Origin of the sequence: Jeotgalibacillus aurantiacus, from assembly GCF_020595125.1 — a bacterium.
Taxonomy (GTDB): Bacteria; Bacillota; Bacilli; order Bacillales; family Jeotgalibacillaceae; genus Jeotgalibacillus; species Jeotgalibacillus aurantiacus.
Genome location: NZ_JACNMS010000007.1, coordinates 99,982 through 123,103 on the forward strand (window position 1 = coordinate 99,982; position 23,122 = coordinate 123,103).

The 23,122-nt window shown below is 45.4% G+C and carries 23 protein-coding genes, 1 tRNA gene and 1 other RNA gene; 7 read left to right on the top strand and 18 right to left on the bottom strand.

The window, feature by feature from the left end:
- Positions 1–203: 203 nt before the first annotated feature.
- On the bottom strand, positions 204–1,898 hold the full coding sequence (ilvD, locus tag H7968_RS16615) for a dihydroxy-acid dehydratase (RefSeq protein ID WP_227397191.1): 1,695 nt from the start codon (positions 1,896–1,898) through the stop codon (positions 204–206).
- A gap of 243 nt (positions 1,899–2,141) precedes the next feature.
- On the opposite strand from ilvD, the gene H7968_RS16620 reads away from it, so the two are divergent.
- From H7968_RS16620 to H7968_RS16630, 3 genes are all read left to right on the top strand, one after another.
- The gene (locus H7968_RS16620) at positions 2,142–2,546 is read left to right on the top strand and encodes a secondary thiamine-phosphate synthase enzyme YjbQ (protein ID WP_227397192.1); all 405 of its coding nucleotides are present in this window, start codon (positions 2,142–2,144) and stop codon (positions 2,544–2,546) included.
- Positions 2,547–2,556: 10 nt separating this feature from the next.
- Positions 2,557–3,450, top strand: a complete 894-nt coding sequence (locus H7968_RS16625; RefSeq protein ID WP_227397193.1) for a DMT family transporter — start codon at positions 2,557–2,559, stop codon at positions 3,448–3,450.
- 503 nt (positions 3,451–3,953) lie between these two features.
- Entirely contained in the window at positions 3,954–4,322 is a 369-nt protein-coding gene (locus H7968_RS16630) for a PilZ domain-containing protein (RefSeq protein WP_227397194.1), read from the top strand.
- Positions 4,323–4,640: 318 nt separating this feature from the next.
- Here H7968_RS16630 and ssrA read toward each other — a convergent pair.
- The 5 genes from ssrA to secG form a co-directional block, all read right to left on the bottom strand.
- Positions 4,641–4,998, bottom strand: a transfer-messenger RNA (tmRNA) gene (gene ssrA, locus H7968_RS16635).
- Positions 4,999–5,118: 120 nt separating this feature from the next.
- Positions 5,119–5,583 (bottom strand): SsrA-binding protein SmpB, encoded by a 465-nt coding sequence (gene smpB, locus H7968_RS16640; protein WP_134375863.1) that lies wholly within the window; start codon positions 5,581–5,583, stop codon positions 5,119–5,121.
- 44 nt (positions 5,584–5,627) lie between these two features.
- Positions 5,628–7,946, bottom strand: a complete 2,319-nt coding sequence (gene rnr, locus H7968_RS16645) for a ribonuclease R (RefSeq protein ID WP_227397195.1) — start codon at positions 7,944–7,946, stop codon at positions 5,628–5,630.
- A 24-nt stretch (positions 7,947–7,970) separates the two neighbouring features.
- On the bottom strand, positions 7,971–8,723 hold the full coding sequence (locus H7968_RS16650) for an alpha/beta hydrolase (protein WP_227397196.1): 753 nt from the start codon (positions 8,721–8,723) through the stop codon (positions 7,971–7,973).
- Between the two features lie 314 nt (positions 8,724–9,037).
- A complete protein-coding gene (secG, locus tag H7968_RS16655) occupies positions 9,038–9,271 on the bottom strand; it encodes a preprotein translocase subunit SecG (protein ID WP_227397197.1) in 234 nt (77 codons plus the stop codon).
- 174 nt (positions 9,272–9,445) lie between these two features.
- Between secG and H7968_RS16660 the strand changes: the two genes are divergently transcribed.
- Both H7968_RS16660 and H7968_RS16665 read left to right on the top strand, forming a co-directional pair.
- Positions 9,446–10,399, top strand: coding sequence for an ATP-binding cassette domain-containing protein (locus tag H7968_RS16660; RefSeq protein WP_227397198.1), 954 nt, complete (start codon positions 9,446–9,448; stop codon positions 10,397–10,399).
- Positions 10,392–11,183, top strand: coding sequence for an ABC transporter permease (locus H7968_RS16665; protein ID WP_227397199.1), 792 nt, complete (start codon positions 10,392–10,394; stop codon positions 11,181–11,183). The genes H7968_RS16660 and H7968_RS16665 overlap by 8 nt, the downstream gene beginning before the upstream one ends.
- A 243-nt stretch (positions 11,184–11,426) precedes the next feature.
- Here the strand turns inward: H7968_RS16665 and H7968_RS16670 are convergent, their stop codons facing one another.
- The 10 genes from H7968_RS16670 to clpP all read right to left on the bottom strand — a co-directional run bounded on the left by H7968_RS16670 (position 11,427) and on the right by clpP (position 21,506).
- Positions 11,427–11,576 (bottom strand): DUF1540 domain-containing protein, encoded by a 150-nt coding sequence (locus H7968_RS16670; RefSeq protein WP_134375858.1) that lies wholly within the window; start codon positions 11,574–11,576, stop codon positions 11,427–11,429.
- Between the two features lie 485 nt (positions 11,577–12,061).
- Positions 12,062–13,354, bottom strand: a complete 1,293-nt coding sequence (eno, locus tag H7968_RS16675; RefSeq protein ID WP_134375857.1) for a phosphopyruvate hydratase — start codon at positions 13,352–13,354, stop codon at positions 12,062–12,064.
- A 145-nt stretch (positions 13,355–13,499) separates the two neighbouring features.
- Positions 13,500–15,032 (bottom strand): 2,3-bisphosphoglycerate-independent phosphoglycerate mutase, encoded by a 1,533-nt coding sequence (gene gpmI, locus H7968_RS16680; protein ID WP_227397200.1) that lies wholly within the window; start codon positions 15,030–15,032, stop codon positions 13,500–13,502.
- Positions 15,025–15,786 carry a triose-phosphate isomerase gene (gene tpiA / locus H7968_RS16685; RefSeq protein ID WP_227397201.1) on the bottom strand — a complete coding sequence of 254 codons (762 nt, stop codon included), beginning with the start codon at positions 15,784–15,786 and terminating at the stop codon, positions 15,025–15,027. Before tpiA ends, gpmI begins: the two co-directional genes overlap by 8 nt.
- A gap of 27 nt (positions 15,787–15,813) precedes the next feature.
- Positions 15,814–16,998: a phosphoglycerate kinase gene (locus H7968_RS16690; protein ID WP_227397202.1), complete on the bottom strand. Its 1,185-nt coding sequence runs from the start codon at positions 16,996–16,998 to the stop codon at positions 15,814–15,816.
- Positions 16,999–17,140: 142 nt separating this feature from the next.
- Positions 17,141–18,151, bottom strand: coding sequence for a type I glyceraldehyde-3-phosphate dehydrogenase (gene gap, locus H7968_RS16695; protein ID WP_134375853.1), 1,011 nt, complete (start codon positions 18,149–18,151; stop codon positions 17,141–17,143).
- Positions 18,152–18,196: 45 nt separating this feature from the next.
- Entirely contained in the window at positions 18,197–19,231 is a 1,035-nt protein-coding gene (locus H7968_RS16700; protein WP_227397203.1) for a sugar-binding transcriptional regulator, read from the bottom strand.
- A gap of 187 nt (positions 19,232–19,418) precedes the next feature.
- Entirely contained in the window at positions 19,419–19,658 is a 240-nt protein-coding gene (locus tag H7968_RS16705; protein ID WP_227397204.1) for a glutaredoxin family protein, read from the bottom strand.
- 618 nt (positions 19,659–20,276) lie between these two features.
- Positions 20,277–20,489, bottom strand: a complete 213-nt coding sequence (locus H7968_RS16710; protein ID WP_227397205.1) for a hypothetical protein — start codon at positions 20,487–20,489, stop codon at positions 20,277–20,279.
- A gap of 420 nt (positions 20,490–20,909) precedes the next feature.
- Positions 20,910–21,506 carry an ATP-dependent Clp endopeptidase proteolytic subunit ClpP gene (gene clpP / locus H7968_RS16715; RefSeq protein ID WP_227397206.1) on the bottom strand — a complete coding sequence of 199 codons (597 nt, stop codon included), beginning with the start codon at positions 21,504–21,506 and terminating at the stop codon, positions 20,910–20,912.
- A 240-nt stretch (positions 21,507–21,746) separates the two neighbouring features.
- On the opposite strand from clpP, the gene H7968_RS16720 reads away from it, so the two are divergent.
- Positions 21,747–21,818, top strand: a tRNA-Arg gene (locus H7968_RS16720).
- Between the two features lie 247 nt (positions 21,819–22,065).
- The gene (locus H7968_RS16725) at positions 22,066–22,539 is read left to right on the top strand and encodes a hypothetical protein (RefSeq protein ID WP_227397207.1); all 474 of its coding nucleotides are present in this window, start codon (positions 22,066–22,068) and stop codon (positions 22,537–22,539) included.
- 26 nt (positions 22,540–22,565) lie between these two features.
- On the opposite strand, the gene H7968_RS16730 is transcribed toward H7968_RS16725, so the two are convergent.
- Positions 22,566–22,907: a YolD-like family protein gene (locus H7968_RS16730; RefSeq protein WP_227397208.1), complete on the bottom strand. Its 342-nt coding sequence runs from the start codon at positions 22,905–22,907 to the stop codon at positions 22,566–22,568.
- Positions 22,908–23,122, bottom strand: a 215-nt coding sequence (locus H7968_RS16735; protein ID WP_319799515.1) for a transcriptional regulator, incomplete at its 5' end; no start/stop codon positions are given. It lies immediately after the preceding gene.

Here is a 23,122-nt window from a genome sequence, read left to right on the forward strand (position 1 = left end):
TTCAATATACATTAAGAGTAGAAGCTTTACACAACAAAGGGCCAGATTCCCCCGAAGACTCCTACGGCAGAGAAGCGACAGGTGAGACAGCGTAGTGCGAAGCACTAGCTGGCTCACCGCCCGGCCATGGAAAGCGAAGGATGAGTCCAGCCCGGGTATCTAAAGAGAAAAAGCTGCCTCCAAAGGAAGCAGCTCCAAAAACATTATTCAAACCAGTCCGTCACAGCACCCTTCGATGAAGAAGACACGGCATTCGCATACTTCGCCAGAATGCCTCGCGTATGCTTCGGCGCCGGTTTCACCCAAGCCTTCGCACGTGCTTCAAACTCTTCATCCGAAAGATTTACATTAATCTCCTGCGTTTCGCTGTCGATCGTGATGATATCACCTTCCTGAAGCAATCCGATTGGTCCGCCAACCGATGCTTCAGGTGCAATATGCCCGATCACGAATCCGTGTGATCCGCCTGAGAAGCGGCCGTCTGTCATGAGCGCGACTTTTCCGTTCAGTCCGCGGCCGACAATCATCGCTGTGATTGACAGCATTTCCGGCATTCCCGGTCCGCCTTTTGGACCAACGTGACGGATCACGACGACATCGCCTTCTTTGATCTGGTTGTTTTCAATCGCTTTCGCACAGTCATCCTCACTGTCAAAGACGCGTGCCGGTCCTTCAAAACGGCTGATCTTTTGTCCGGACATTTTAGCAACAGAGCCTTCAGGAGCAAGGTTTCCTTTTAACACGACAAGCGGACCGGTTTTCTTAAGCGGGTTGTTGAACGGACGGATGACATCCTGTCCTTCTTTTAACGGCGCAGCCTCTGCCAGGTTTTCAGCAACCGTCTTGCCCGTTACGGTCATACAGTCCCCGTGAAGCAGCCCTTCCTCTAAAAGAACCTTCATCACAGCCGGCACGCCTCCAACCTCGTATAGATCCTGCATAACATATTTACCGCTCGGCTTCAGGTCTGCAATGTGCGGTACGTTTTGGCGCACGCGCTCGAAATCATCCATTGTGAGATCGACTTCTGCAGAATGAGCCATCGCCAGTAAATGAAGGAACGCATTCGTTGAGCCGCCAAGTGCCATCACGACCGTAATCGCATTTTCAAACGCTTCTTTTGTCATGATATCGCGCGGGTAAATGTCTTTTTCAAGAAGCTGTACAACAAGCTCACCAGCCTGCTCACATTCTTTTTCCTTATAATTGTTGACCGCCGGTGTAGAAGAAGATCCAGGAATACTCATCCCTAACGCTTCAACCGCAGATGCCATCGTGTTGGCTGTATACATGCCGCCACATGCGCCTGCGCCTGGACAGGCATTACATTCCACCTTATATAGCTGCTCATCATCAATCAGACCTTCCTGATACTGACCAACCGCTTCAAAAGAAGAAACGATGTCAATATCCTTCCCATCGAGCTTCCCTGGTGCAATCGTGCCGCCATACACATAAACGGACGGAATGTTCATACGCGCAATGGCCATGACGCAAGCCGGTGTTGTTTTATCACACCCACCGATTGCCACAATGCCATCAAGACGTTCTGCACTTGTGACCGTTTCAATCGAATCCGCAATGACTTCACGGCTTGGAAGCGAATAGAACATTCCTTCATGCCCCATCGCAATGCCATCTGATACCGTAATGGTGTTAAAGATCATTGGCGCACCGCCGCCTGATCTAGCTCCGGCTTTTGCCTGTGCTGCGAGCTTATCAATATGTACGTTACATGGTGTTACCTCACTCCACGTACTCGCAATTCCGATCATCGGCTTTTTAAAATCCTCATCTTTAAATCCAACAGCACGAAGCATTGAACGGTTCGGTACACGATTCACTCCTTCACTGATCACCTTACTTCTGATACGCAAATCTTTTTTCGTTGAATCCATCGTTTTCATCCTCCCGCTGTATCTGTTAGTTGAATTGAAGCCCTGTCTCAGAGCTTTATATAAAGACCATCATACACAGCTATGTGAGGTATATCAACAAGTATTCTGAATTTATCAATATTTCCGTAAATTAAAACGCTTTCATTTTAACATGCTGTGAACAGTGGAAAAACGTGACACTTAATTAGGAGTTTCCTAAACTTCTATCAGGCGTTACACTGTTAGAGAAAGGAGAGATTATACATGTTTGAAACCTTTATTTTACATACCTCAAAACGCGATGAAATGATTGAGATAACAGATGACGTGCAGCACTGGATCACGAATCAGGGCTTCACTTCAGGGATTGCCGTTGTGACGTCCAGACATACAACGGCCGGTATTACGGTAAACGAAAATGCAGATCCGGATGTTAAAACCGATTTTCTGAGACGCCTCGATGAAGTGTATCCATGGCATCACGATCAGGACCTTCACATGGAGGGCAACACAGCCGCTCATCTGAAAACAAGTACAGTTGGACATGCTCAGACGATCCCTGTTCAAAACGGACAGCTCGTGTTAGGCACATGGCAGGGCATTTATTTTTGTGAATTTGACGGACCGAGACGCTCACGTTCCTACACCGTTACGCTGATCGGACAGTAAGGAGAAGCTTATGAGACCTTATTTCGCACTGGCAGGACTCAGTTTAATCTGGGGACTGTCTTTTGTCTTTATTAAATTGCTTGCCGAATCCTCCGGTGTCTGGGGAACCGTTTTTATCCGCTGTACAGCGGGAGCGCTGATTTTACTGCCGATTTTATGGACTCAGCGAAAGAGGTTGACGACACCTGTTCCATGGGGTCACCTGGTGGTAATCGGACTGTTTAACGCCGCTTTTCCCTGGGCACTGATCGCTTTAAGCGAGACACAGATTGCATCCAATACGGCTTCCGTTTTGAATGCGCTCACCCCTGTGTGTGCAGGACTGATCGGTTTCTTTCTATTTAAAAAGAAGCTTAATGCAAAACAATGGACAGGCATTGCTACAGGATTTCTAGGCGTCCTCGTCCTGATTGAATTTAATATAGGCGGATTATTTTCATCTGAGTTTGTGGGGGTTGGCACGATGGTCCTCGGAGCGATGTGCTATGGGTTTGGCTCCCATTATGTCATGCGCTTTGCCAGAAATACTGGGGTCGTGCTGCTGTCAACGAGCTCACTTATTACGGGGGCAATCATCAGTCTAGCTGCCATGCTTGTGTCAGGAACCTCACCTGCAGCCTTTACGTTTGATCAGACGTTCTGGATCGCTGCAATCGGACTCGGCTGCTTTGGCTCAGGGATTGCCTATCTGCTGTATTATTATCTGGTAAAAGAAAGCTCACCCGAGTTCGCCACAACCGTCACCTATTTAGCGCCGGTTTCAGCCATGATCTGGGGAAGTGTCCTCCTGGATGAAGCCGTTACGCCATCACTGATTGCAGGCATGCTGATCATCTTCAGCGGGATCTATATTGCCAACAGAAAGGCAAAGAGCAGAAAAGGGTCAGCTGTTGAAGCAGCTTAAGCACCTAAAAAAAGAAACCCGGACTCGATGCCAGGTTTCTTTTTTTGAATATCTATAGGTTGATTTTCTTTACTCTCCACTGCTTTTCCTGTTGGGTGTACCGGTTCAGTTTTGATGAAAGTTGGCTGGCCTCATGCTGATTCACAAAAAACTTGAACGTTTTGCTGAGTGAATCCTTTAACACTTCATGAGTGCCGTTGTTTTTCCTGTGTAAAATATACATGTTGTCTGTCAGCTCCTTCATAAACGTATGAATTTATTATGAGATAAATCCGATAAAAAAATTGACGATTTATGGATGATATTATGAGGATTTTTTCGACAAATAACGAATGAATAATATGATGGATCCTATCGTCAGCAATGATTGTAAGGGTGAGCACACTTCAGGCATTTAATATGCTAAAGATTTTTAAATATAGTAGAAATTTCTCACATATGACCGATAATTAAAGAAACCGGAACTCTTTTCCGGTGACCCTATTTTCCGTGAGGTGAGTCATTTGCGATATAATCGAAAAGACAGTTTTCGCTTTACCTTCAAAACACCGATCAAGGCTGCATTTTCTATTTATGAGTTAAATGGAAAAGAAGTTCATTCGCATGCAGGCACAGCACTCATGCATGACCTCAGTCCCAGCGGAACCAAAATCAGCACGAATCTCAACCTCCCAGTAGATAAGGATAGCGATTACCCTGTAAAAATCCATTTGCAATTTATGCTGAACCAATCTGTCTACGAAATTAAAGCCGAAATCATCTGGAAAAAAATCTACTTCGACGATTACTTCTACGGCGTACATTTTTATGCAGGTGATGATATCAAAGAAGAGATTATTCAGCAGTTGAAAGTGTATGTGAAGCAGGTATAAGAAAAGTATCAACCGAACTTTTGATAAAGTCTGGTTGATGCTTTTTAAATTAGTTGTTGTTCTTGATTCAAAACATATTGATTTATGATATGCAAATCATTTGTGAACGTTGAATGTTATTTATAGCCTTGTAAGATTAGAAATATTATTGAGTGCCTGAAGCTCCCGACACTCCTGCGGCAGAGAAGCGACAGGTGAGACAGCGTAGTGCGTAGCACTAGCTGGCTCACCACACGGCCGCGGAAAGGGAGGGAGATTCAGGCACGGTTTTATGTACAAACCTTTTTTAGACAAATAAAAAACCACCAAATATATATTTGGTGGAGACGGTGGGAGTCGAACCCACGTCCAGAAACTTCAATACTTAAGCTTCTACGAGCGTAGTCAGCCTATTTGCGATTCACCGTAACATATGCCAACTGACAGGCGTCCGAACGGCTATCCTGATTGGTCTCTTCAAGCTACTTCAGGTGGCAGCGACTTGCGTATCCCACTATAAGTGAACCTCAGCACAGTCTACATGGGCGATAGACAGGTGAGGTCTCAAGTGCTTATTAGGCAGCTAGAGCGTAATCTTGTTTGTTGTTAACTATTTGTGTTGACGTTGATGACGGAGACGGTCCCTCCGGCTCGCAACTCAAGCTCGAACCATTCCTGTCGAATCCGTAACGTCCCCATGTGTAAAAGGATGAAATAAGACGTGCTTATTTCAGTACGGGATCCCGGAATTACCGGGGCAGTCACTAAAAGCGACTGATATTATTATAACACATGCTGTCTTTTTTTCAAGATGCAACTAGCGCTGCGCTTCCTTGAAGGCACGCTGGATATCGCGTTTTGCCTCTTTTTTCTTCAGTGTTTCACGCTTGTCGTAGTTTTTCTTACCCTTCGCAAGACCGATCAGTACTTTGGCATAGCCGTCTTTTAAATACAGCTTTAGCGGTACGAGTGAATAACCCTGCTGCTTTGTTTCACCGATCAGCTTATTGATCTGCTGTCTGTGCAGAAGCAGTTTGCGCTCACGCTCAGGATCATGATTGTAGCGGTTTCCCTGTTCATACGGGCTGATATGCATGTTGTTCAGGAACACTTCGCCGTTGCTGATCCGGGCAAAGGAATCCTTTAGATTCACGCGGCCCTGGCGGATCGATTTGATTTCAGTTCCCTGAAGCACGATCCCGGCCTCATACGTTTCCTCAATAAAATAATCGTGACGCGCTTTTTTGTTTTGCGCGACTGTTTTTCCTTCTCCTTTTGGCATGCTCTTCTCCCCCTGTGGCTTGGGAGCCAGGGAAGCCCTGACTCCTATTTACGTTTCTTTTTCTTACTCTTTTTATTTTTCGGTACACCTTTATAAAACTTCTTTTTGTTGCCTTTTTTACCGTCATCCTGCTTGCCGGCGTTTTTCTTTCTGACACGGCCTGAGCTGCTGCGCTCTTTACTCTGGATGACCTTGGCGGTTTCGCGGCGCTGGCGTGGTGTGCCTTTCATTCCGACGATTTCGAAATCGATCGCCCGCTCTTCTTTATTGACATTAACAACGCGGATCGTAATCTCATCACCAATGCGGAAGACATTACCTGTCCGCTCCCCGATCATGGCCATATGACGCTCATCAAAGCGATAATAATCGTCCGTCATATAGCTGACATGAACAAGGCCTTCAATCGTATTTGGCAGCTCCACGAACATCCCGAAGTTTGTGACAGATGAAATCACACCGTCAAATTCTTCACCGATTTTATCCATCATAAATTCAGCTTTTTTCAGCTCGTCCGTTTCACGTTCTGCATCAACAGCGCGTCTTTCACGACCGGACGTATGCGCCGCAAGCTCCGGTAAAATAGAATCCCATTTCTGCTGCGTACGGTCATCCACTTTTTTGTTAATCAAATACGTGCGGATCAGACGGTGCACGATCAAATCCGGATAACGCCTGATTGGTGAGGTGAAATGTGTATAGAAATCAGTTGCCAGTCCAAAGTGACCGAGACTGTTTTCGTTGTATTTTGCCTGCTGCATAGAGCGAAGCATCATCGTTGACACAACCATTTCCTCCGGACGTCCCTGAATATCATCGATGATTTCCTGGAGCGCACGCGGATGAATCTCGTTACCGGAACCTTTTACCGTGATCCCGAAGTTTGTAATAAACTCGAAGAACCGCTCCAGCTTTTCAGCTTTCGGATCCTCGTGAATACGGTAAATGAACGGCAGATTCAGCCAGTGGAAATGCTCAGCAACCGTTTCGTTCGCTGCAAGCATAAATTCTTCAATCAGCTTTTCACCAACAGAACGCTCGCGGATGCCGATCTCAACCGGATGACCTTCCTCGTCCACCATCACTTTTGCTTCTTTAAAATCAAAGTCGATCGCGCCACGCCCAAATCGTTTACCGCGTAAAATCGCCGCAAGCTGTTCCATTTCACGGAACATTGGCACTAGCGGTTCATATTTCTCAATTAGCGCTTCATCCTGATCCACGAGAATTTTATTCACGTCAGAATAGGTCATACGTTCATTCGTGCGGATCACACTCTGGAAAATCTCGTGATTCACCACGCCGCCGTTTTGATCGATCTCCATTTCACAGGAAAGCGTCAGGCGGTCCACCTTCGGATTCAGTGAACAGATCCCGTTAGATAGACGGTGCGGAATCATCGGGATGACCCGGTCTACTAAATACACACTCGTCCCGCGCTCGTATGCTTCCTCATCGATTGGAGAGCCCTCTGTCACGTAATGACTGACGTCAGCAATATGAACGCCAAGCAGATAATTCCCGTTATCAAGCTTCGTTAACGAAATGGCATCATCGAGGTCCTTCGCGTCCGCTCCGTCAATCGTAACGGTTGTCACGTCACGCAGATCGCGGCGGTCCTTTAAGTCAGCCGGATCAATTTCATCCGGTACCTCATTCGCCTGCTTAATCACGTCATCCGGGAATTCAATCGTGATCCCGTGTTTATGGATGATTGATAAAATGTCGACACCAGGATCATTTTTATGACCAAGGATTTTTACGACTTCCCCTTCAGCGCTGTTGCGGCCGTCCGGATACGCAGTAATTTCAACAATCACCTTGTGTCCTTCCACTGCTCCTTTGTTAGCGTTTCTTGGGATGAAAATATCGCTTGCCATTTTCTTATCGTCTGGAATGACAAATCCGAAGTTTTTGCTTTCCGTATACGTACCCACGACCTGCTTAGTGCCTCGCTCCAGAATACGCACCACGGTTCCTTCTTCACGGTCACCGCGGGACTGGCTTGATACGCGTACGAGTACCTTATCCCCGTGCATCGCATTAGCAGACTCATTTGGCGGGATAAAAATATCCTTACGCTCACTATCTTCAGGAATTAAAAAAGCAAATCCCTTCGCATGACCGCTCAGTGTACCACGAACGAGATTCATCTTCTCAGGGACACCGTAGCGGTTGCTCCGCGTACGTACAATCTCCCCTTTTTCCTCCAAAATCACGAGTGATTTCACAAGCGCTTTAAATTCCACTGAATCCGTAATCCCGAACTCTTCTTCGAGCTCCTGAACCGTCAGCGGTTTGTAGGCTTCCTCCCTCATAAACGTCAGAAGCCTGTCTCTCATTTCCATAATCGAATCTTCCATCGGCGATTCCTCCATTTCCAGCCGTTATTTATCGGCGGACCAGTCAAGCGAATCAAGAAATGCCAGCACATCCTCATGCAGCTGTTCTTTCTCTTTATCAAGCGTAATCACATGTCCTGATTCCTCATACCACTTGAGCTTTTTCTGATCAGTTTCTACACCGTCGTATATAATATTGGCAGAATCCGTATTAATCATGTGATCATGTCGTCCCTGCACTACAAATGTCGGTGTATAAATCATATCAACAGACTCTCTGACATCACCAATTAACTCCTGCAGTGACTTCAGCGTCTTCATTGGGGTCTTTTCAAATTCCTTCATTTCAGCTTCAATCTGATCTTCATCTTTCTTCTCATACTTCTTAAATTCGCGTGCGTAATCCAAAACTCCTTTATACATCACTTCTTCACTTTTGATGTACATCGGCGCGCACATGGTCACGATACCCTTTACAGGAACAGTGTAACCTAATTTAAGCGAAAATACGCCTCCCAAAGAAAGTCCGGCAACCGCAATCTCCTCATAGCCCTGCGCCTTCAGATGATCATACCCGCGCATAACATCCTTCCACCAGTCTTTCGGGCCCGTCTCCACAAGCTCCTCCGGTGGCACACCATGCCCCTTATAATGCGGCGCATGAGACGTATAACCGTTCTTCTCTAAAAAACGCCCAAGCATCCGGACGTCCGACGAATTTCCGGTGAACCCATGCAATAAAAGCACCGCACGCTTCCCACCTTCAAACGTAAATGGTTTTGGCAAATTCAATTTCATTTCAAGTCACTCCTGTTGCATATTCATCTGTCTCTATTTTAGTAAAGATCCCGCCGGAATGCTATTCGGGCGGTTTAAGAATGTATCTTAGGTGGGGACATTGCGATTCGACCACTTTTTGCGGTTATTTAACCACTCTTTCGGGGTATTTAACCACTCTTTGAAGTGATTTGACAACTCTTCAGGGTTATTTGACAACTTTCCCGGGTTATTTAACCACTCTTGTATGATCAAATGCCAAAAGCGCAGGATGCGCCACGGCCCGGCTTTATCCAAATAAAAAACCCGACCAGTCATGATCGGGATTCTCGCATTTATTGAATGAAATAGGCAACTGCAATCGTCAAGACGAAAAACAGCACCGACAGAACAATAGTCAAACGATTTAAAACAAGGTCAATTCCTCGCGCTTTCTGTTTACCAAAAAGCTGTTCTGCTCCTCCGGAAATGGCGCCTGAAAGACCTGCGCTTTTTCCTGATTGCAGAAGAACCACAATGATTAATGAGATACAAGTGATCACAAGTAATACTGTTAATAACGTTTCCATAAATGTTCCACCTCCTGAACCGAACCTTACACTTTTTTCATTTTATCATACGCCCATACACCATACAATCTTTGTTTTCACATGATGAATAAAAACACTGCAAATTGTCAAAATCATTTGAACAGCATAAAATAAAGCTATGAAAACTGACACAAATGTCGGGAGGTTATATAGATGAATGGTGCCATACATGTTAAAGATGTTGTAAAGACCTTTAAAGGTGATGTAAAAGCAGTCAGAGGGATTTCCTTTGATGTGGCAGAAGGGGAATTTTTTGCGTTTTTAGGACCTAACGGAGCCGGTAAATCGACAACCGTTCAGCTGTTAACCACCCTTTTGAAGCCTACCTCGGGAACAATGGAGGTCGCTGGCTATAATGTCAATAAAGACCCTGAAAAAGTACGGCTGTCTATTGGCGTCGCCCTCCAGGAAACAGGAATAGATCCTGACTTAAAAGGTCGGGAATTACTGGAGTTCCAGGCAAGACTGTTCGGCTTCAGCAAAAAGCAGGCAAAAGAACGGGCAGCTGAATTGCTTGAGCTTGTTGGACTTACTGAGGATGCTGACCGGATGAGCGGGAAATATTCTGGCGGGATGAGAAGACGTCTGGACCTTGCGATGACGCTCGTGCATAAGCCGAAAATTTTATTTCTGGATGAGCCGACAACAGGTCTCGATCCAACAAACCGCAAAGCGATCTGGAAGGAAATTAAGCGTCTGAATAAAGAAGAAGGAACAACAATCTTTCTCACCACCCAGTACCTTGAAGAAGCCGATCAGCTGGCTGACCGCATTTCAATCATCAATAAAGGACAGATTGTTGCGACAGGTACACCCGAGGAGCTGAAGCGGACGCTTGGCCTCGATGCTGTTGTGCTTCAGTTTGAAGAAGAAGCAGATGCGATTAAAGCATATGAAGCTGTCTCCTCACCTGATTACCAGACAGAACGGTTGAAAAACGATGTCACAATCCTTGCGGAAAACGGGACATCCATTTTAGCGGATGTCATCAGAAAGCTTGATGAACAAAACCTCCACCCTGCTCAGCTGAATGTGAAGCCGCCTTCTCTGGATGATGTATTCATTCAGGTGACGAATGATAAGAAAGAAGGTGCCGTCCATGAATAATCAGCAGGGCAGCTTTTTCAGCGATACGATGGTGATTACGAAACGAAGTATCATAACGATTTTGCGGAATCCGCTGATCTTCATTCCAAACCTTGCGATCAGTATGTTTTTCCTGTTTGTTTACGAAGCGGGCTTAAGCGGGATTGCTAATCTTCCCGCCTTTGAAGGAGCGAATTATTTAGCCTTTATTTTACCCGTATCCATTGTTTCTGCTGCGATTGGCGGTGCCGGTGGAGCGGGACAGGCGCTTGTAAAGGACCTCGATAACGGATTTTTCTCGCGGCTTCTGCTGACACCAAGCTCACGACTTGCGATCGTGCTCGGACCGATTATTGCCGGGATGCTGCAGCTCGTGATCCAAGCCGGACTTATTATCTGCGTTGGTTTTTTCCTCGGCCTTGAAGTGGCTGGAGGCGCCCTAGGTGTCGTCGTTGTGCTGTTGCTCACGTTGGGTTGGGGGCTTGCCTTTGCAGGTTATTCCGTCGGAGTCGCCTTGCGCGCTAAAAATGCACAGTCTGCCCAGGCAGGAACATTTATCTTCTTCCCGCTCATTTTCCTGAGCACGACGTTTGTGCCGTATGAGCTGATTGATGCTGCGTGGCTGAAGGTGGCTGCATCAATTAACCCTGTCACGTATCTGTTCGAAGCAATGCGTGCTGTTTTGATTGACGGCTTTACTGATACATGGCCGATTGTGCTTGGGTTCTTAGTCATCATCGGGTTATGTGCGATTACCATTACGTTTTCAGCCGTTTCTGCTAAAAAGGCTGTTAGTACGGATTGACATCGAATATTGAAGCCGTGCCGGGACATTCCTCCGCTTTCCGCGGCCGCGCGGTGAGCCAGCTAATGCTTCGCATTACGCTGTCTCACCTGTCGCTCCTCTGCCGCAGGAGTCTGCGGAATGTCCCGGCACTTTTATTAAATACAATCTAAGTGATATCAATGTAAGCATTATTTAGTTCAAGAAAGTTAAAATTCAAAAAAAGTCAATGAAAAGGCCGACTCTCAAAGAGCCGGCCTTTTCTTATACATGCTCAAACGTCTTGCAATCCGTTTCGTCACTGGAGTCGGCATGGCCTTTGTGGGCACCGACAAAAATCTTTTCCGCCCCACACCTGCTGCCTTCCCGGTTAAATTTACAGCTATCCACTTCGCACATAATGATTTGCTCCATTAAAAACGCCTCCTCTTTCAAGATCTTTTGAATCAGAATACGTCTGGATTAAATCTCTGCTACCTTCATTATAGCCAATGAAAGACAAAGCGTGAATTATTTTCTGTATTTTCTGACATTAATTCGAACTGGCCAGTTCTCACTTATTATTCTCCAGCCCTGACTTAAATATGTTATTTAGTCTTAGGAGCCGTAGAACTTAATGGATCTAATAATTTCAAACAACAAAGTCAGCTGGTAATTAAAATTACTGAGTGCCGGGTCATTCCGTAGACTCCTACGGCAGAGGAGCGACAGGTGAGACAGCGTAGTGCGTAGCACTAGCTGGCTCACCGCGCGGCCGTGGAAAGCGAAGGAATTACCCGGCACGGTTTCCTTATCCTACACCTCTTTATGTTCAGAAAACAAGATGCCCCTCGGCCCGGTTTTAAAAAACAAAAAACAGGACTACCCAAAAGGATAGTCCTGCATATACCATTCACTAATTAGCGAAGGTTATAAAACGTTTTTGCACCAAGGTACTGAGCCGTTGCAGCCAGCTGATCTTCGATACGAAGAAGCTGATTGTACTTCGCAACGCGGTCTGTACGTGATGGAGCACCAGTCTTGATTTGACCAGCGTTTGTCGCAACAGCGATGTCAGCGATCGTTGCATCTTCTGTTTCACCAGAACGGTGAGAGATAACAGCTGTGTAACCAGCGCGCTTTGCCATTTCGATTGCGTCAAATGTTTCAGTCAGTGTACCGATCTGGTTCACTTTGATCAGGATAGAGTTACCAATACCCTGCTCGATTCCCTGTGAAAGCTTCGTTGTGTTTGTAACGAATAGATCGTCACCAACAAGCTGTACGCGGTCACCGATTTTTTCAGTTAGAAGCTTGAAGCCATCCCAGTCATTTTCGTCAAGACCGTCTTCGATTGATACGATTGGGTACTTGTCAGCAAGCTCAGCATACCAGTCAACCATTTCAGCAGATGTTTTCACAACGCCTTCGCCTGACAGGTGGTATTTGCCGTCTTCTTTGTTGAAGATTTCAGAAGCTGCTACGTCCATCGCAAGAACAACTTCTTCGCCTGGCTTGTAGCCAGCTTTTTCGATTGCTTCGATGATTGTTGAAAGTGCTTCTTCGTTAGAGCTTAGGTTTGGAGCAAATCCACCTTCGTCACCTACAGCTGTGTTCAAGCCTTTTGCCTGAAGTACTGCTTTAAGTGCGTGGAAGATTTCTGCGCCCATGCGAAGTGCTTCACGGAATGTTTCAGCACCTACAGGCATAACCATGAATTCCTGGATGTCCACGTTGTTGTCAGCGTGCTCTCCACCGTTTACGATGTTCATCATTGGTACCGGAAGCTGCTTCGCGTTTACGCCGCCAAGGTACTGATAAAGTGGGATATCAAGGTAGTCAGCTGCAGCGTGTGCAACGGCCATAGATACACCCAGGATTGCGTTAGCGCCAAGCTTGCTCTTGTTTTCAGTTCCATCAAGCTCGATCATCGCTTTGTCGATTGAAACCTGATCAAGTACTGAGTAGCTGTCGATCAGTTCAGGTGCGATGATGTTGTTTACGTTCTCAACTGCTTTCAGAACGCCTTTTCCAAGGTAACGGCCTTTGTCGCCGTCACGAAGTTCAACTGCTTCGTATTCACCAGTTGATGCACCAGATGGTACTAATGCACGGCCAAATGCGCCGCTTTCTGTAATAACTTCCACTTCTACTGTTGGGTTGCCGCGTGAGTCTAATACTTCGCGTGCATACACATCTACAATAAATGGCATTGTTAAATCTCTCCTCGTTTTGAATAATTTTTGTTCATTCAGCTTACTTACAATCAGTCGGACGATCACCGCAAATTCACGTCCTGATGTTGCCGGGTCAACCATTCGTTCGGCAGGCCGGAATCACTGCCGGACGCGTTTTGTTTTACTTTTTAATTAAAGAATCACCTGTCATTTCCTCCGGCTTTTCAACCTTCAGAAGATCAAGCATCGTTGGGGCCAGGTCGCCAAGGATTCCTCCGTCGCGAAGCTCCACACCCTCTTTTGTGACGATCACAGGGACAGGGTTTGTTGTGTGTGCAGTCATTGGCTTGTCATCTGTCGTAATGACTTCGTCTGAGTTACCATGATCTGCTGTGATAATGGCATGGCCGCCTTTTTCATGGATCAGATCCACGATTTTGCCAAGACATTCGTCAACGGCTTCAATCGCTTTGATGGTAGGCTCAAGCATACCACTGTGTCCAACCATATCCGGGTTGGCAAAGTTTAAAAGGATGGCATCGAATTTGTCCTGATTGATTGCTTCAAGTAACGCGTCCGTCACTTCGTAAGCGCTCATTTCAGGCTGTAAATCGTACGTTGCCACCTTTGGCGAATCGATGAGAATACGTTCCTCACCCGGGAACACTTTTTCACGTCCACCGCTCATAAAGAACGTCACGTGAGGATACTTTTCTGTTTCAGCAATACGGAGCTGCGTTAATCCATTTGAGGACAGCACTTCTCCGATTGTGTTTTTCAAATCTTCACTCTTGAAGGCAACATCTGCCTGAACTTTGTCACTGTAGTGCGTAAAGGATACGAACTGCAGCTTTTCAGGTTTGTTTTCTCCAAGGTCAAATCCTTCGAAGTCCGGATTCGTTAAAGCCGATGAAATCTGGATTGCACGGTCAGGCCGGAAGTTGAAGAAGACAACAGAATCCTGGTCCTCGATTCTCCCAACAAGCGCTCCATCTTTTTCAATGACAAATGGAATCACGAATTCATCATACACTTTTTCATCGTAGGAAGCCTGAACACCTTCTTCAGCAGAACTGTAGGAAGGACCCACACCGTCAACCATCACACGGTAGGATTTCTCAACGCGTTCCCAGCGATTGTCACGGTCCATGGCATAATAGCGTCCCGAGATTGACGCAAATTCGCCGACGCCGATTTCCTTCATTTTTGCTTCCGTATCCGCAATATACTGAAGCGCTGTTGAAGGTCCTACGTCGCGGCCGTCAAGGAAGCCGTGAACATAAACATTTGTCAGCCCTTCCTGTTTTGCAAGCTCAAGCAGTGCAAACAGGTGGCTGTAATGGCTGTGCACGCCGCCATCAGATAACAGACCCATAATGTGAAGAGCCTTGTTATGACGCTTGGCATTATCTACTGCGCGAAGGAATTCCGGGATAGAGAAAAATTCCTTTTCACGAATGGAGATGTTGATGCGCGTCAGGTTCTGATAAACCGTACGGCCGGCACCGATATTTAAATGACCAACCTCTGAGTTACCCATTTGTCCTCCCGGAAGTCCGACAGCTTCACCGCTTGCTGTCAGCGTGTTATGAGGATAGGTTTCCCAGTAACGGTCAAAATTCGGCTTATTTGCCTGTGCAACAGCGTTTCCCTTTGTTTCATCACGAAGGGCAAAACCGTCCAGGATAATGAGGGCAACAGGTGCTTTAGGCATTCGCTCCAGCCTCCAGAAGTGCAAGGAATGAATCCGCTTCTAAGCTTGCACCACCAACAAGGGCGCCGTCAATATCACTTTGGTCCATATATTCTTTAATATTTGCAGGTTTTACACTGCCGCCGTACTGGATACGGACTGCATCTGCTGCGTCTTTAGATACCGCTTCAGCCACGACAGCACGTACGTGTGCACATACTTCATTGGCATCTTCAGCTGTAGACGATTTACCCGTTCCAATGGCCCAGATTGGCTCATAAGCGATCACAGTATTTTTCACCTGCTCCTCACTTAAGCCTTCAAGCGCTGCTTTTACCTGACCGGCAACGAAATCTTTTGTTTCGTTATTTTCGCGCTGTTCAAGCGTTTCACCTACACACACGATTGGTGTAAGGCCGTGGTTGAATGCAGCGTGAGTCTTTTTATTCACAGCCTCATCTGTTTCGTTGAACAGTTCACGACGCTCAGAGTGACCTAAAATCACATATTGAACGCCAAGGTCTTTTAGTGCGACAGGGCTGATTTCACCTGTAAACGCACCATTGTCTTCAAAGTGCATGTTCTGTGCACCTACTGCTACGTCTGAATTTCCTGTTAAGCCAACAAGGCTTTCAAGGAAAAGAGCCGGCGAGCAGATCACAGCATCCACTTTGTCAGCAGAAGGTACTTTACCTGCTACTTCTTCTGTAAATGCTTTTGCTTCTGCAGCTGTTTTATTCATTTTCCAGTTTCCTGCAATAATCGGTTTACGCATTGATCTCATCCTTTCCTGGTCTGGCTATTACTTATCGTTTAATGCGACAACGCCTGGAAGATCTTTACCTTCCATAAACTCAAGAGAGGCACCGCCACCTGTTGAGATGTGACTCATCTTGTCAGCCATACCGAATTTCTCCACGGCTGCTGCTGAGTCTCCTCCACCGATGACAGAATATGTATTCTGTGCATCAGCAAGGGCCTGTCCTACTGCCTTCGTTCCGTTTGCAAATGAATCAAGCTCGAATACACCCATCGGTCCATTCCAGATCACAAGCTTGGACTGCTGAATCACGTCGCGGTATAGCTCACGTGTTTTCGGTCCGATATCAAGACCTTCCCAGTCCGCCGGGATCTCATCAACTGCTACTTCTTTGATGTTGGCATCATTTGAAAAATCATCTGCAACGACAATATCAACCGGCATATAGAACTTAACGCCTTTGTCTTCTGCTTTTTTCATAAATTCTTTCGCAAGCTCGATCTTATCTTCTTCTAAAAGAGACTTACCGATTTCGTGGCCCTGTGCTTTTACGAATGTATAAGCAAGTCCGCCACCGATAATCAGGTTATCCACTTTGTCTAAAAGATGATCGATTACGCCGATCTTATCTTTTACTTTTGCTCCGCCAATAATGGCTGTGAATGGACGCTCAGGATTTGATAATGCTTTTCCTAACACATCAAGCTCTTTTTCCATTAACAGACCTGATACAGCTGGAAGATGTTCAGCAATCCCTGCTGTTGATGCGTGTGCACGGTGAGCTGCGCCAAATGCATCGTTTACGTATACATCAGCAAGCGCAGCAAATTCCTTAGAAAGCTCAGCATCGTTTTTCTCTTCACCAGGGTAGAAACGTACGTTTTCAAGGACAAGAATGTCGCCTTCCTCAAGTCCGGCAACAGCCTCCTGTGCTTTTGGTCCGTATGCTTCGTCCACAGTCTTAACTTCCTTACCGATTAAGTCAGCAAGATAAGCAGCAACAGGGGCAAGACGAAGTTCTTCAACAACTTCCCCTTTTGGACGTCCAAGGTGGCTCGCAAGAATAACCTTTGCTCCTGCCTCAGTCAAGTGCTTGATTGTTGGCAGTGCAGCACGGATTCTCGTATCATCCGTCACTTCTCCATCTTTCATCGGGACATTGAAGTCAACGCGGGTAAAGACGCGTTTTCCTTTTAGCTCAATGTCTTTAACGCTTTTCTTATTCAATTAAATCGGCCTCCTTCTGATCAGATTGGCAAAGCGGCTGAAAAAAGGGAGGGGGATGTTTTCCCCGCTCCCCATTCACCCTCTTATTATAAGGGATGACCGGTCCAAAGACCAAATCATACCTGAATCATTTACGAAACTCTTACAGACCTTTTTTAGCCATGTAAGCAGCTAAGTCAACGCAACGGTTAGAGTAACCAGTTTCGTTATCGTACCAAGAAAGTACTTTTACCATGTTTCCTTCAAGAACCATTGTTGAAAGACCATCAACGATTGAAGAAGAAGTGTTGCCATTGTAGTCGCTTGATACAAGTGGCTCATCGCTGTACTGAAGAATGCCTTTAAGCTTACCTTCAGCCGCTTCTTTAAGTGCTGCGTTCACTTCGTCAACAGATACTTCCTGCTCGAATTCAGCAACAAGGTCAACAAGTGATACGTTTGGTGTTGGTACGCGCATTGCCATACCGTTTAATTTACCTTCAAGTTCAGGAAGAACTAGTGATACTGCTTTAGCAGCTCCAGTTGATGTTGGGATGATGTTCTCAGCTGCTGCACGCGCACGACGGTAGTCTTTGTGTGGCAGGTCAAGAATCTGCTGGTCATTCGTGTAAGAGTGAACAGTTGTCATCATTCCGCGCTTAAGACCAAACTTGTCGTTAAGCACTTTTGCAAATGGTGCAAGGCAGTTAGTTGTACATGAAGCGTTTGAAATTACGTTGTGGCTTGCTGGATCGTACTTGTCTTCGTTAACACCCATTACAACAGTCAGGTCTTCGCCGTTTGCCGGTGCAGAGATGATAACTTTCTTCGCTCCGCCTTCAAGGTGCTTCGCAGCAGCTTCACCTTTAGTGAAGATACCAGTTGACTCGATTACGATATCAACGCCAAGCTCACCCCATGGAAGGTTAGCAGGATCGCGCTCTGCAAGAACTTTTACTTTGTGTCCATCAACGATCAGGTTATCTTCACCGTCAACTTCAACTTTCTTGTCAAGTACGCCGTGTACTGTATCGTACTGAAGAAGGTGTGCAAGCATGTTTGCATCAGTAAGGTCGTTTACTGCTACTACTTCCACCTCTGGGTTGTTAAGTGATGCACGGTATACGTTACGTCCAATACGTCCAAATCCGTTAATTCCAATTTTCACTGTCATGAATAATTCCTCCTTAAAATTGTTGGGGATGGTTTTAAATCTATTTTAAAAGGGGGACCCTTTCAAAAGCTCTTTCGCTGCTCCCTCATCTGTAATCAGAATCGAGGAAGACTGTGGTGCGCCTTTAAAATACGCGCGAATCGCCTGCGCCTTTGAGCTTCCGCCTGCAACGGCAAAAACATTTGGCACAGAGCCAAGATCCTTTAATTGAAGCCCGATGGTTTTTACTTTGTGGACGATATTGCCCTCCACATCAAAATAATAACCAAATGCTTCACCGACGGCTTTGCCTTGTGAAATCGTCTGAAAGTGTTCCTCTGTCGTATTGCGGCGTTTTGCCATCGTATGGGCTTCGCCAATGCCATGAAGGACAATATCGGCTGAAGTGATTAATGACATCACTTCCTTAATCGCCGGTTCTTTCGTGATCGACTCATAGACTTCCCTGCTCACCTGGTCAGGTACATACAACACACGGTGACGGGCGCCGGATTTCATTGCCATTGTGGAACAAATCGTGTTGGCCTGGTTTTGCACATCTTCTCCGATGCCCCCTCGCGCCGGAACAAACAGCGTTTCCGGTGTCGCGAAATCCGGAGTCAGCATCCCCGCAACGGCCGACATCGTCGTTCCGCCCGTAACAGCCACAACCGTATTATGGCCCACATACGGCTTCATACTCTGAATAGCGGCTCGTCCTAATTCTTCCTTCACCCAAGGCGAATCATCACTATTACCGGGCACAATGATCACTTCTTTTACGCCAAGCTGTTTTTTTAATGACTGCTCCATTACGGATATACCCGTAATTTCGTTAATCATTCGCTCAAGCGGCACAAGCAGTTCAAGACCCTCCTGCGTCAGACTCATTCCGGAAGCATCAATATGAAGCAGATCCTGGCTTTTCAGCTGATCCACTTCCTTCCTGAGGACGCGTTCTGTCATACCGAGTGACTGGGCAAGGCTTCTTCTGCCAACCGGCTGCAAAAAACGGACCGATCGTAAAATCTGATATTTCACTTGCATCTCATCTAGCAGGTCAGGCACCAGACGCTTTTGGATGTCAATAAAAGTTGGCATGTCAAAGCTCCTTTTCGGTGAAAATTCACTCCAAAGTCAGGCTTTAACTGAATGCCGGACATCGAAGTGCGTCACTTGGTCATTTTTTGTCCCGCATAGACATTTTATGTCCCAATCGCGGCAAAAAAAAGATCCCTGCTACAATTCCAATCATAGCAGGGTTACAGAACGAGTTCAAGCAATAAAGTCAAGTGTTTTTTTGAAAACGTTTACTTATTGTCATATAATCAATCTGACCGGCCTGTACAATTTCATCATCCACTGCAATGACCGGAATCATCAGACCGTACTTCTCTGTCCACTCATCAGATGTATCAATATTGCGTTCCTCAATGTCAAAATGTACATCTTCCTGTACAAGCTCGAGCATCAGCCGTGCTTCCTCGCACAGCCCGCAGTTCGGCCGGGTATAAAAATGGACAATCATGGTTTCGTCCCTCCAATGTTTGGTGATGGTTATTATTATGCTTGAATATGATTTGGATGGGAAGGGATGTGTAATTGGAGTGTGCGAATTCGTGAGCTTGGCGGGTGAGTTCGTGAGGTTAGCCATGGAGTTCGTCAGGTTGTGACGCGAGTTCGTGAGTTGCGGACGACAATTCGTGAGGTCCGCGGAAAGTTTGTGAGGTTAGTGATATTTGACCCATCTCGGCATGGAGTAAGCAATGTATCGTTAACAAGGGGACGGAGTTCGTGAGCTTGGCATGTGAGTTCGTGAGGTTAGCCATGAAGTTCGTCAGGTTATGACGCGAGTTCGTGAGTTGCGGAGGACAATTCGTGAGGTCCGCGGAAAGTTTGTGAGGTTAGTGATATTTGACCCATCTCGAAAAGGAGTAAGCAATGTATTGTTAACAAAGGGACGGAATTCGTGAGCTTGGCTGCGGAGTTCGTGAGCTTAGCCATGGAGTTCGTCAGGTTATGACGCGAGTTCGTGAGCTGCCGGCAACAATTCGTGAGGTCCGCGAAAAGTTTGTGAGGTTAGTGATAAAAGGCACTGCTCCTGAAAATAAAAAAGCCCTTCCTATTGAAAGGAAAGGCAAATGGTTTACTCATCTTCTTCTATATAAGTTTGAATGCAGCGCTTAAGCTGCTCCATCATCTCTTCTAAATCAAAGCCGGGGATCGTAATCGTATGATTTTCTTTAAACTCAACTGAGATTGAGTAGTAGTCCCGAAACTCTTCGAATGCCACCTGATAGTCGAATCCAAGAACCGTGACAACAGGACGGAAATAATTAAGACTGTCTGAATTTTTCATAATGTTGAAATCCCTCCATCCGGCTTATCCTCTCAGATAAAACATACATTTACAATACATGTTACAGTAATATAATAATTATGTATTTATTTGTAATAGAGTGATGAGTCCATTCTTTATCTATATGCTGAGGATCTATAAATATGAATTTTATTTTGGATGAGTTTATGAGAGGCTGTGCGAAGCTGATTTCAAGAGGAAAAACAATGAGGGGAATCTGCTTTTAACCAAAAATCGCTGTATTTTGTTTCCTGAATCAGCACATAAAATAAACCGATTATGACAAATAATCATTTTAAAATTTAATTTCTGAACAATGCATATCCCATTGCACCCAATTGAATCATTCCATAGATTGATATAACAAAAAAACTGCTGCAGTACTCACGAAGAGTGCTGCAGCAGTTTTAAAGTCAAATCTTATTTTTCAGCAAGCTTATTGCGGTCCATGATCTGATCAATCAGACCATATTCCTTCGCGCGCTCTGCTGTCATGAAGTTATCACGCTCAGTATCACGGGCAATCGTTTCGATATCCTGGCCTGTACGCTCTGCCAGAATGCTGTTCAGCTTGTCACGCAGGAACAGGATACGCTTTGCAGCGATATCGATTTCCGTTGCCTGACCCTGTGCACCGCCAAGTGGCTGGTGAATCATGACTTCTGCGTTTGGAAGGGCATAACGGTGACCCTTTTCACCCGCCGCAAGAAGGAATGCACCCATAGATGCTGCCATACCGATACAGATTGTGTGTACCTTTGGCTTAATGAACTGCATCGTATCATAAATCGCCATACCAGACGTGATGCTTCCACCCGGGCTGTTGATGTAAAGATAAATATCCTTTTCAGGGTTATCCGCTTCAAGGAAAAGAAGCTGGGATACAATGGAGTTCGCCACATTATCATCAATGGCACTTCCAAGCATAACGATCCGGTCTTTTAACAGACGTGAGTAAATGTCATATGCACGTTCACCGCGGTTTGTCTGTTCAATAACTGTAGGAATTAGATTCATGTGAAAATCCTCCTTCAAAAAGGTAATGTTGGTGTTACTGGTAAGTATGTACTGACAATCATACAATGATGGTCAAAAAAGGTCAAACAAATCGATTCAACCTTTTGTTCTTCTTTCATCATACCCATTCCAGCATACGTTTAACAAGTTTTATCGATGCCAAATCGTTTTTAAATACGCCCTTGCATTCATCCATACGCTCGATTATAATAGAAAAGCGCGCTTAACACAGCGTATCTTGCCCTCGTAGTTTAATGGATATGACGCAAGATTCCGGTTCTTGAGATAGGGGTTCGATTCCCTTCGAGGGCGTTTGGTAACAATTTTGATATGATTTTGATGAAATGAAATTACATCAAAACGTTGTTAAATCAATGTTCTTTTGACTACATGTCAAGGGAACATTTTTATTTTATAGCTTTGGTTTTAAAGTTTTACTACACATTGCACTACACAAATATAGCTGTTCAATTGCATTGACATTTATATAGAAGAAACTGAAACTAATCCACCTCTATTAATGTATACTATTGGTAAATACATAAAGGGGGTTTTCGTTATGAAACGAGGTTTAATTTTGTTGTTGCTTTCGTTTACATTAGTAGCTTGTTCTGGGGAAACTGAAACATCTACTGCTGAATCAGAAACAGCAGCATCATTGCCAGACGTTCCTGTTGATGTGATCGCTTTGGCAGAAAAGATGAAATACGATGTTGATACGCTAGAAGTTAATGAGGATGATACTGGTTTTAACATTCGACTTGAAGATCATAATTTGATTGCGAATATGGATAGTGCTGGTGAGTTAAGTGGATACTCAGTGACTACAAGTAATCCTGTAAATATTACGCTTCTCTTAGCTTCTTTGGAAGAAGGTCCACCTGTGGTTACTGATGAGGTCACAAGACTACTGAGTGAATCAGTTAGTACTTTTGAATACAATGGAGAGATAGAAGGGTATGAAGTTAAGGTAAATTATATTGATGATGCTCCTGAAGGTTTTCAATATCTTGCATTTCTCTACGCAAAGTAATCTCCTCATTTATGAGGAGATCTTTTTTATATAAATTCTATACCCACGACATCATCGAATTTTATCTTTCGGTTAAACAACTCATCCGTATCCATCGTTATGTGACGATCCATATAGTTGATGTTCGTTACCCGGCCCCGGATCTTCTCACGTTTTATCTTTTCGTGTACATGGAGATCAATCGTTTGATGCTGCTCACATGACTCCTCAATAGACATAAATATTTGCTCCATAACCTGCTCATCCATGATCGGCTTTTCTTCTGCCTCGTATTCATTTTTCAGATAATCTTTAAGCATAGCAACATGCTCTGGCATCATCATACTGGTCCACTTGATCGTGCCGCGGTCTTTCCCATTGCTGTCCAATTAAATCACCGCCCGCTCCTTTTTAATGACAGGAACAACTGAAAGGATGCTCTCATAATGAAAAGTACGAACAGCACCGCGTTTCATGCAGAAAGCCGTAAATGAGTTCTCGCCCAACTGCCTGATCTTGATCCTCCGCTCCGAACATAAGCCTGTTTTGTCCATATAGATCATCTTAACGGTATGTCCCTGCTGCCTATACTTGAAGAGCTTTT

Bases quoted from the DNA above. Each gene is read 5' to 3' on its own strand.
- ilvD (WP_227397191.1), bottom strand. From the start codon at position 1,898: ATGGATTCAACGAAAAAAGATTTGCGTATCAGAAGTAAGGTGATCAGT.
- H7968_RS16620 (WP_227397192.1), top strand. From the start codon at position 2,142: ATGTTTGAAACCTTTATTTTACATACCTCAAAACGCGATGAAATGATT.
- H7968_RS16625 (WP_227397193.1), top strand. From the start codon at position 2,557: ATGAGACCTTATTTCGCACTGGCAGGACTCAGTTTAATCTGGGGACTG.
- smpB (WP_134375863.1), bottom strand. From the start codon at position 5,583: ATGCCAAAAGGAGAAGGAAAAACAGTCGCGCAAAACAAAAAAGCGCGT.
- rnr (WP_227397195.1), bottom strand. From the start codon at position 7,946: ATGGAAGATTCGATTATGGAAATGAGAGACAGGCTTCTGACGTTTATG.
- H7968_RS16650 (WP_227397196.1), bottom strand. From the start codon at position 8,723: ATGAAATTGAATTTGCCAAAACCATTTACGTTTGAAGGTGGGAAGCGT.
- secG (WP_227397197.1), bottom strand. From the start codon at position 9,271: ATGGAAACGTTATTAACAGTATTACTTGTGATCACTTGTATCTCATTA.
- H7968_RS16660 (WP_227397198.1), top strand. From the start codon at position 9,446: ATGAATGGTGCCATACATGTTAAAGATGTTGTAAAGACCTTTAAAGGT.
- H7968_RS16665 (WP_227397199.1), top strand. From the start codon at position 10,392: ATGAATAATCAGCAGGGCAGCTTTTTCAGCGATACGATGGTGATTACG.
- H7968_RS16670 (WP_134375858.1), bottom strand. From the start codon at position 11,576: ATGGAGCAAATCATTATGTGCGAAGTGGATAGCTGTAAATTTAACCGG.
- eno (WP_134375857.1), bottom strand. From the start codon at position 13,354: ATGCCATTTATTGTAGATGTGTATGCACGCGAAGTATTAGACTCACGC.
- gpmI (WP_227397200.1), bottom strand. From the start codon at position 15,032: ATGCCTAAAGCACCTGTTGCCCTCATTATCCTGGACGGTTTTGCCCTT.
- tpiA (WP_227397201.1), bottom strand. From the start codon at position 15,786: ATGCGTAAACCGATTATTGCAGGAAACTGGAAAATGAATAAAACAGCT.
- gap (WP_134375853.1), bottom strand. From the start codon at position 18,151: ATGACAGTGAAAATTGGAATTAACGGATTTGGACGTATTGGACGTAAC.
- H7968_RS16700 (WP_227397203.1), bottom strand. From the start codon at position 19,231: ATGCCAACTTTTATTGACATCCAAAAGCGTCTGGTGCCTGACCTGCTA.
- H7968_RS16705 (WP_227397204.1), bottom strand. From the start codon at position 19,658: ATGATTGTCCATTTTTATACCCGGCCGAACTGCGGGCTGTGCGAGGAA.
- H7968_RS16710 (WP_227397205.1), bottom strand. From the start codon at position 20,489: ATGAAAAATTCAGACAGTCTTAATTATTTCCGTCCTGTTGTCACGGTT.
- clpP (WP_227397206.1), bottom strand. From the start codon at position 21,506: ATGAATCTAATTCCTACAGTTATTGAACAGACAAACCGCGGTGAACGT.
- H7968_RS16725 (WP_227397207.1), top strand. From the start codon at position 22,066: ATGAAACGAGGTTTAATTTTGTTGTTGCTTTCGTTTACATTAGTAGCT.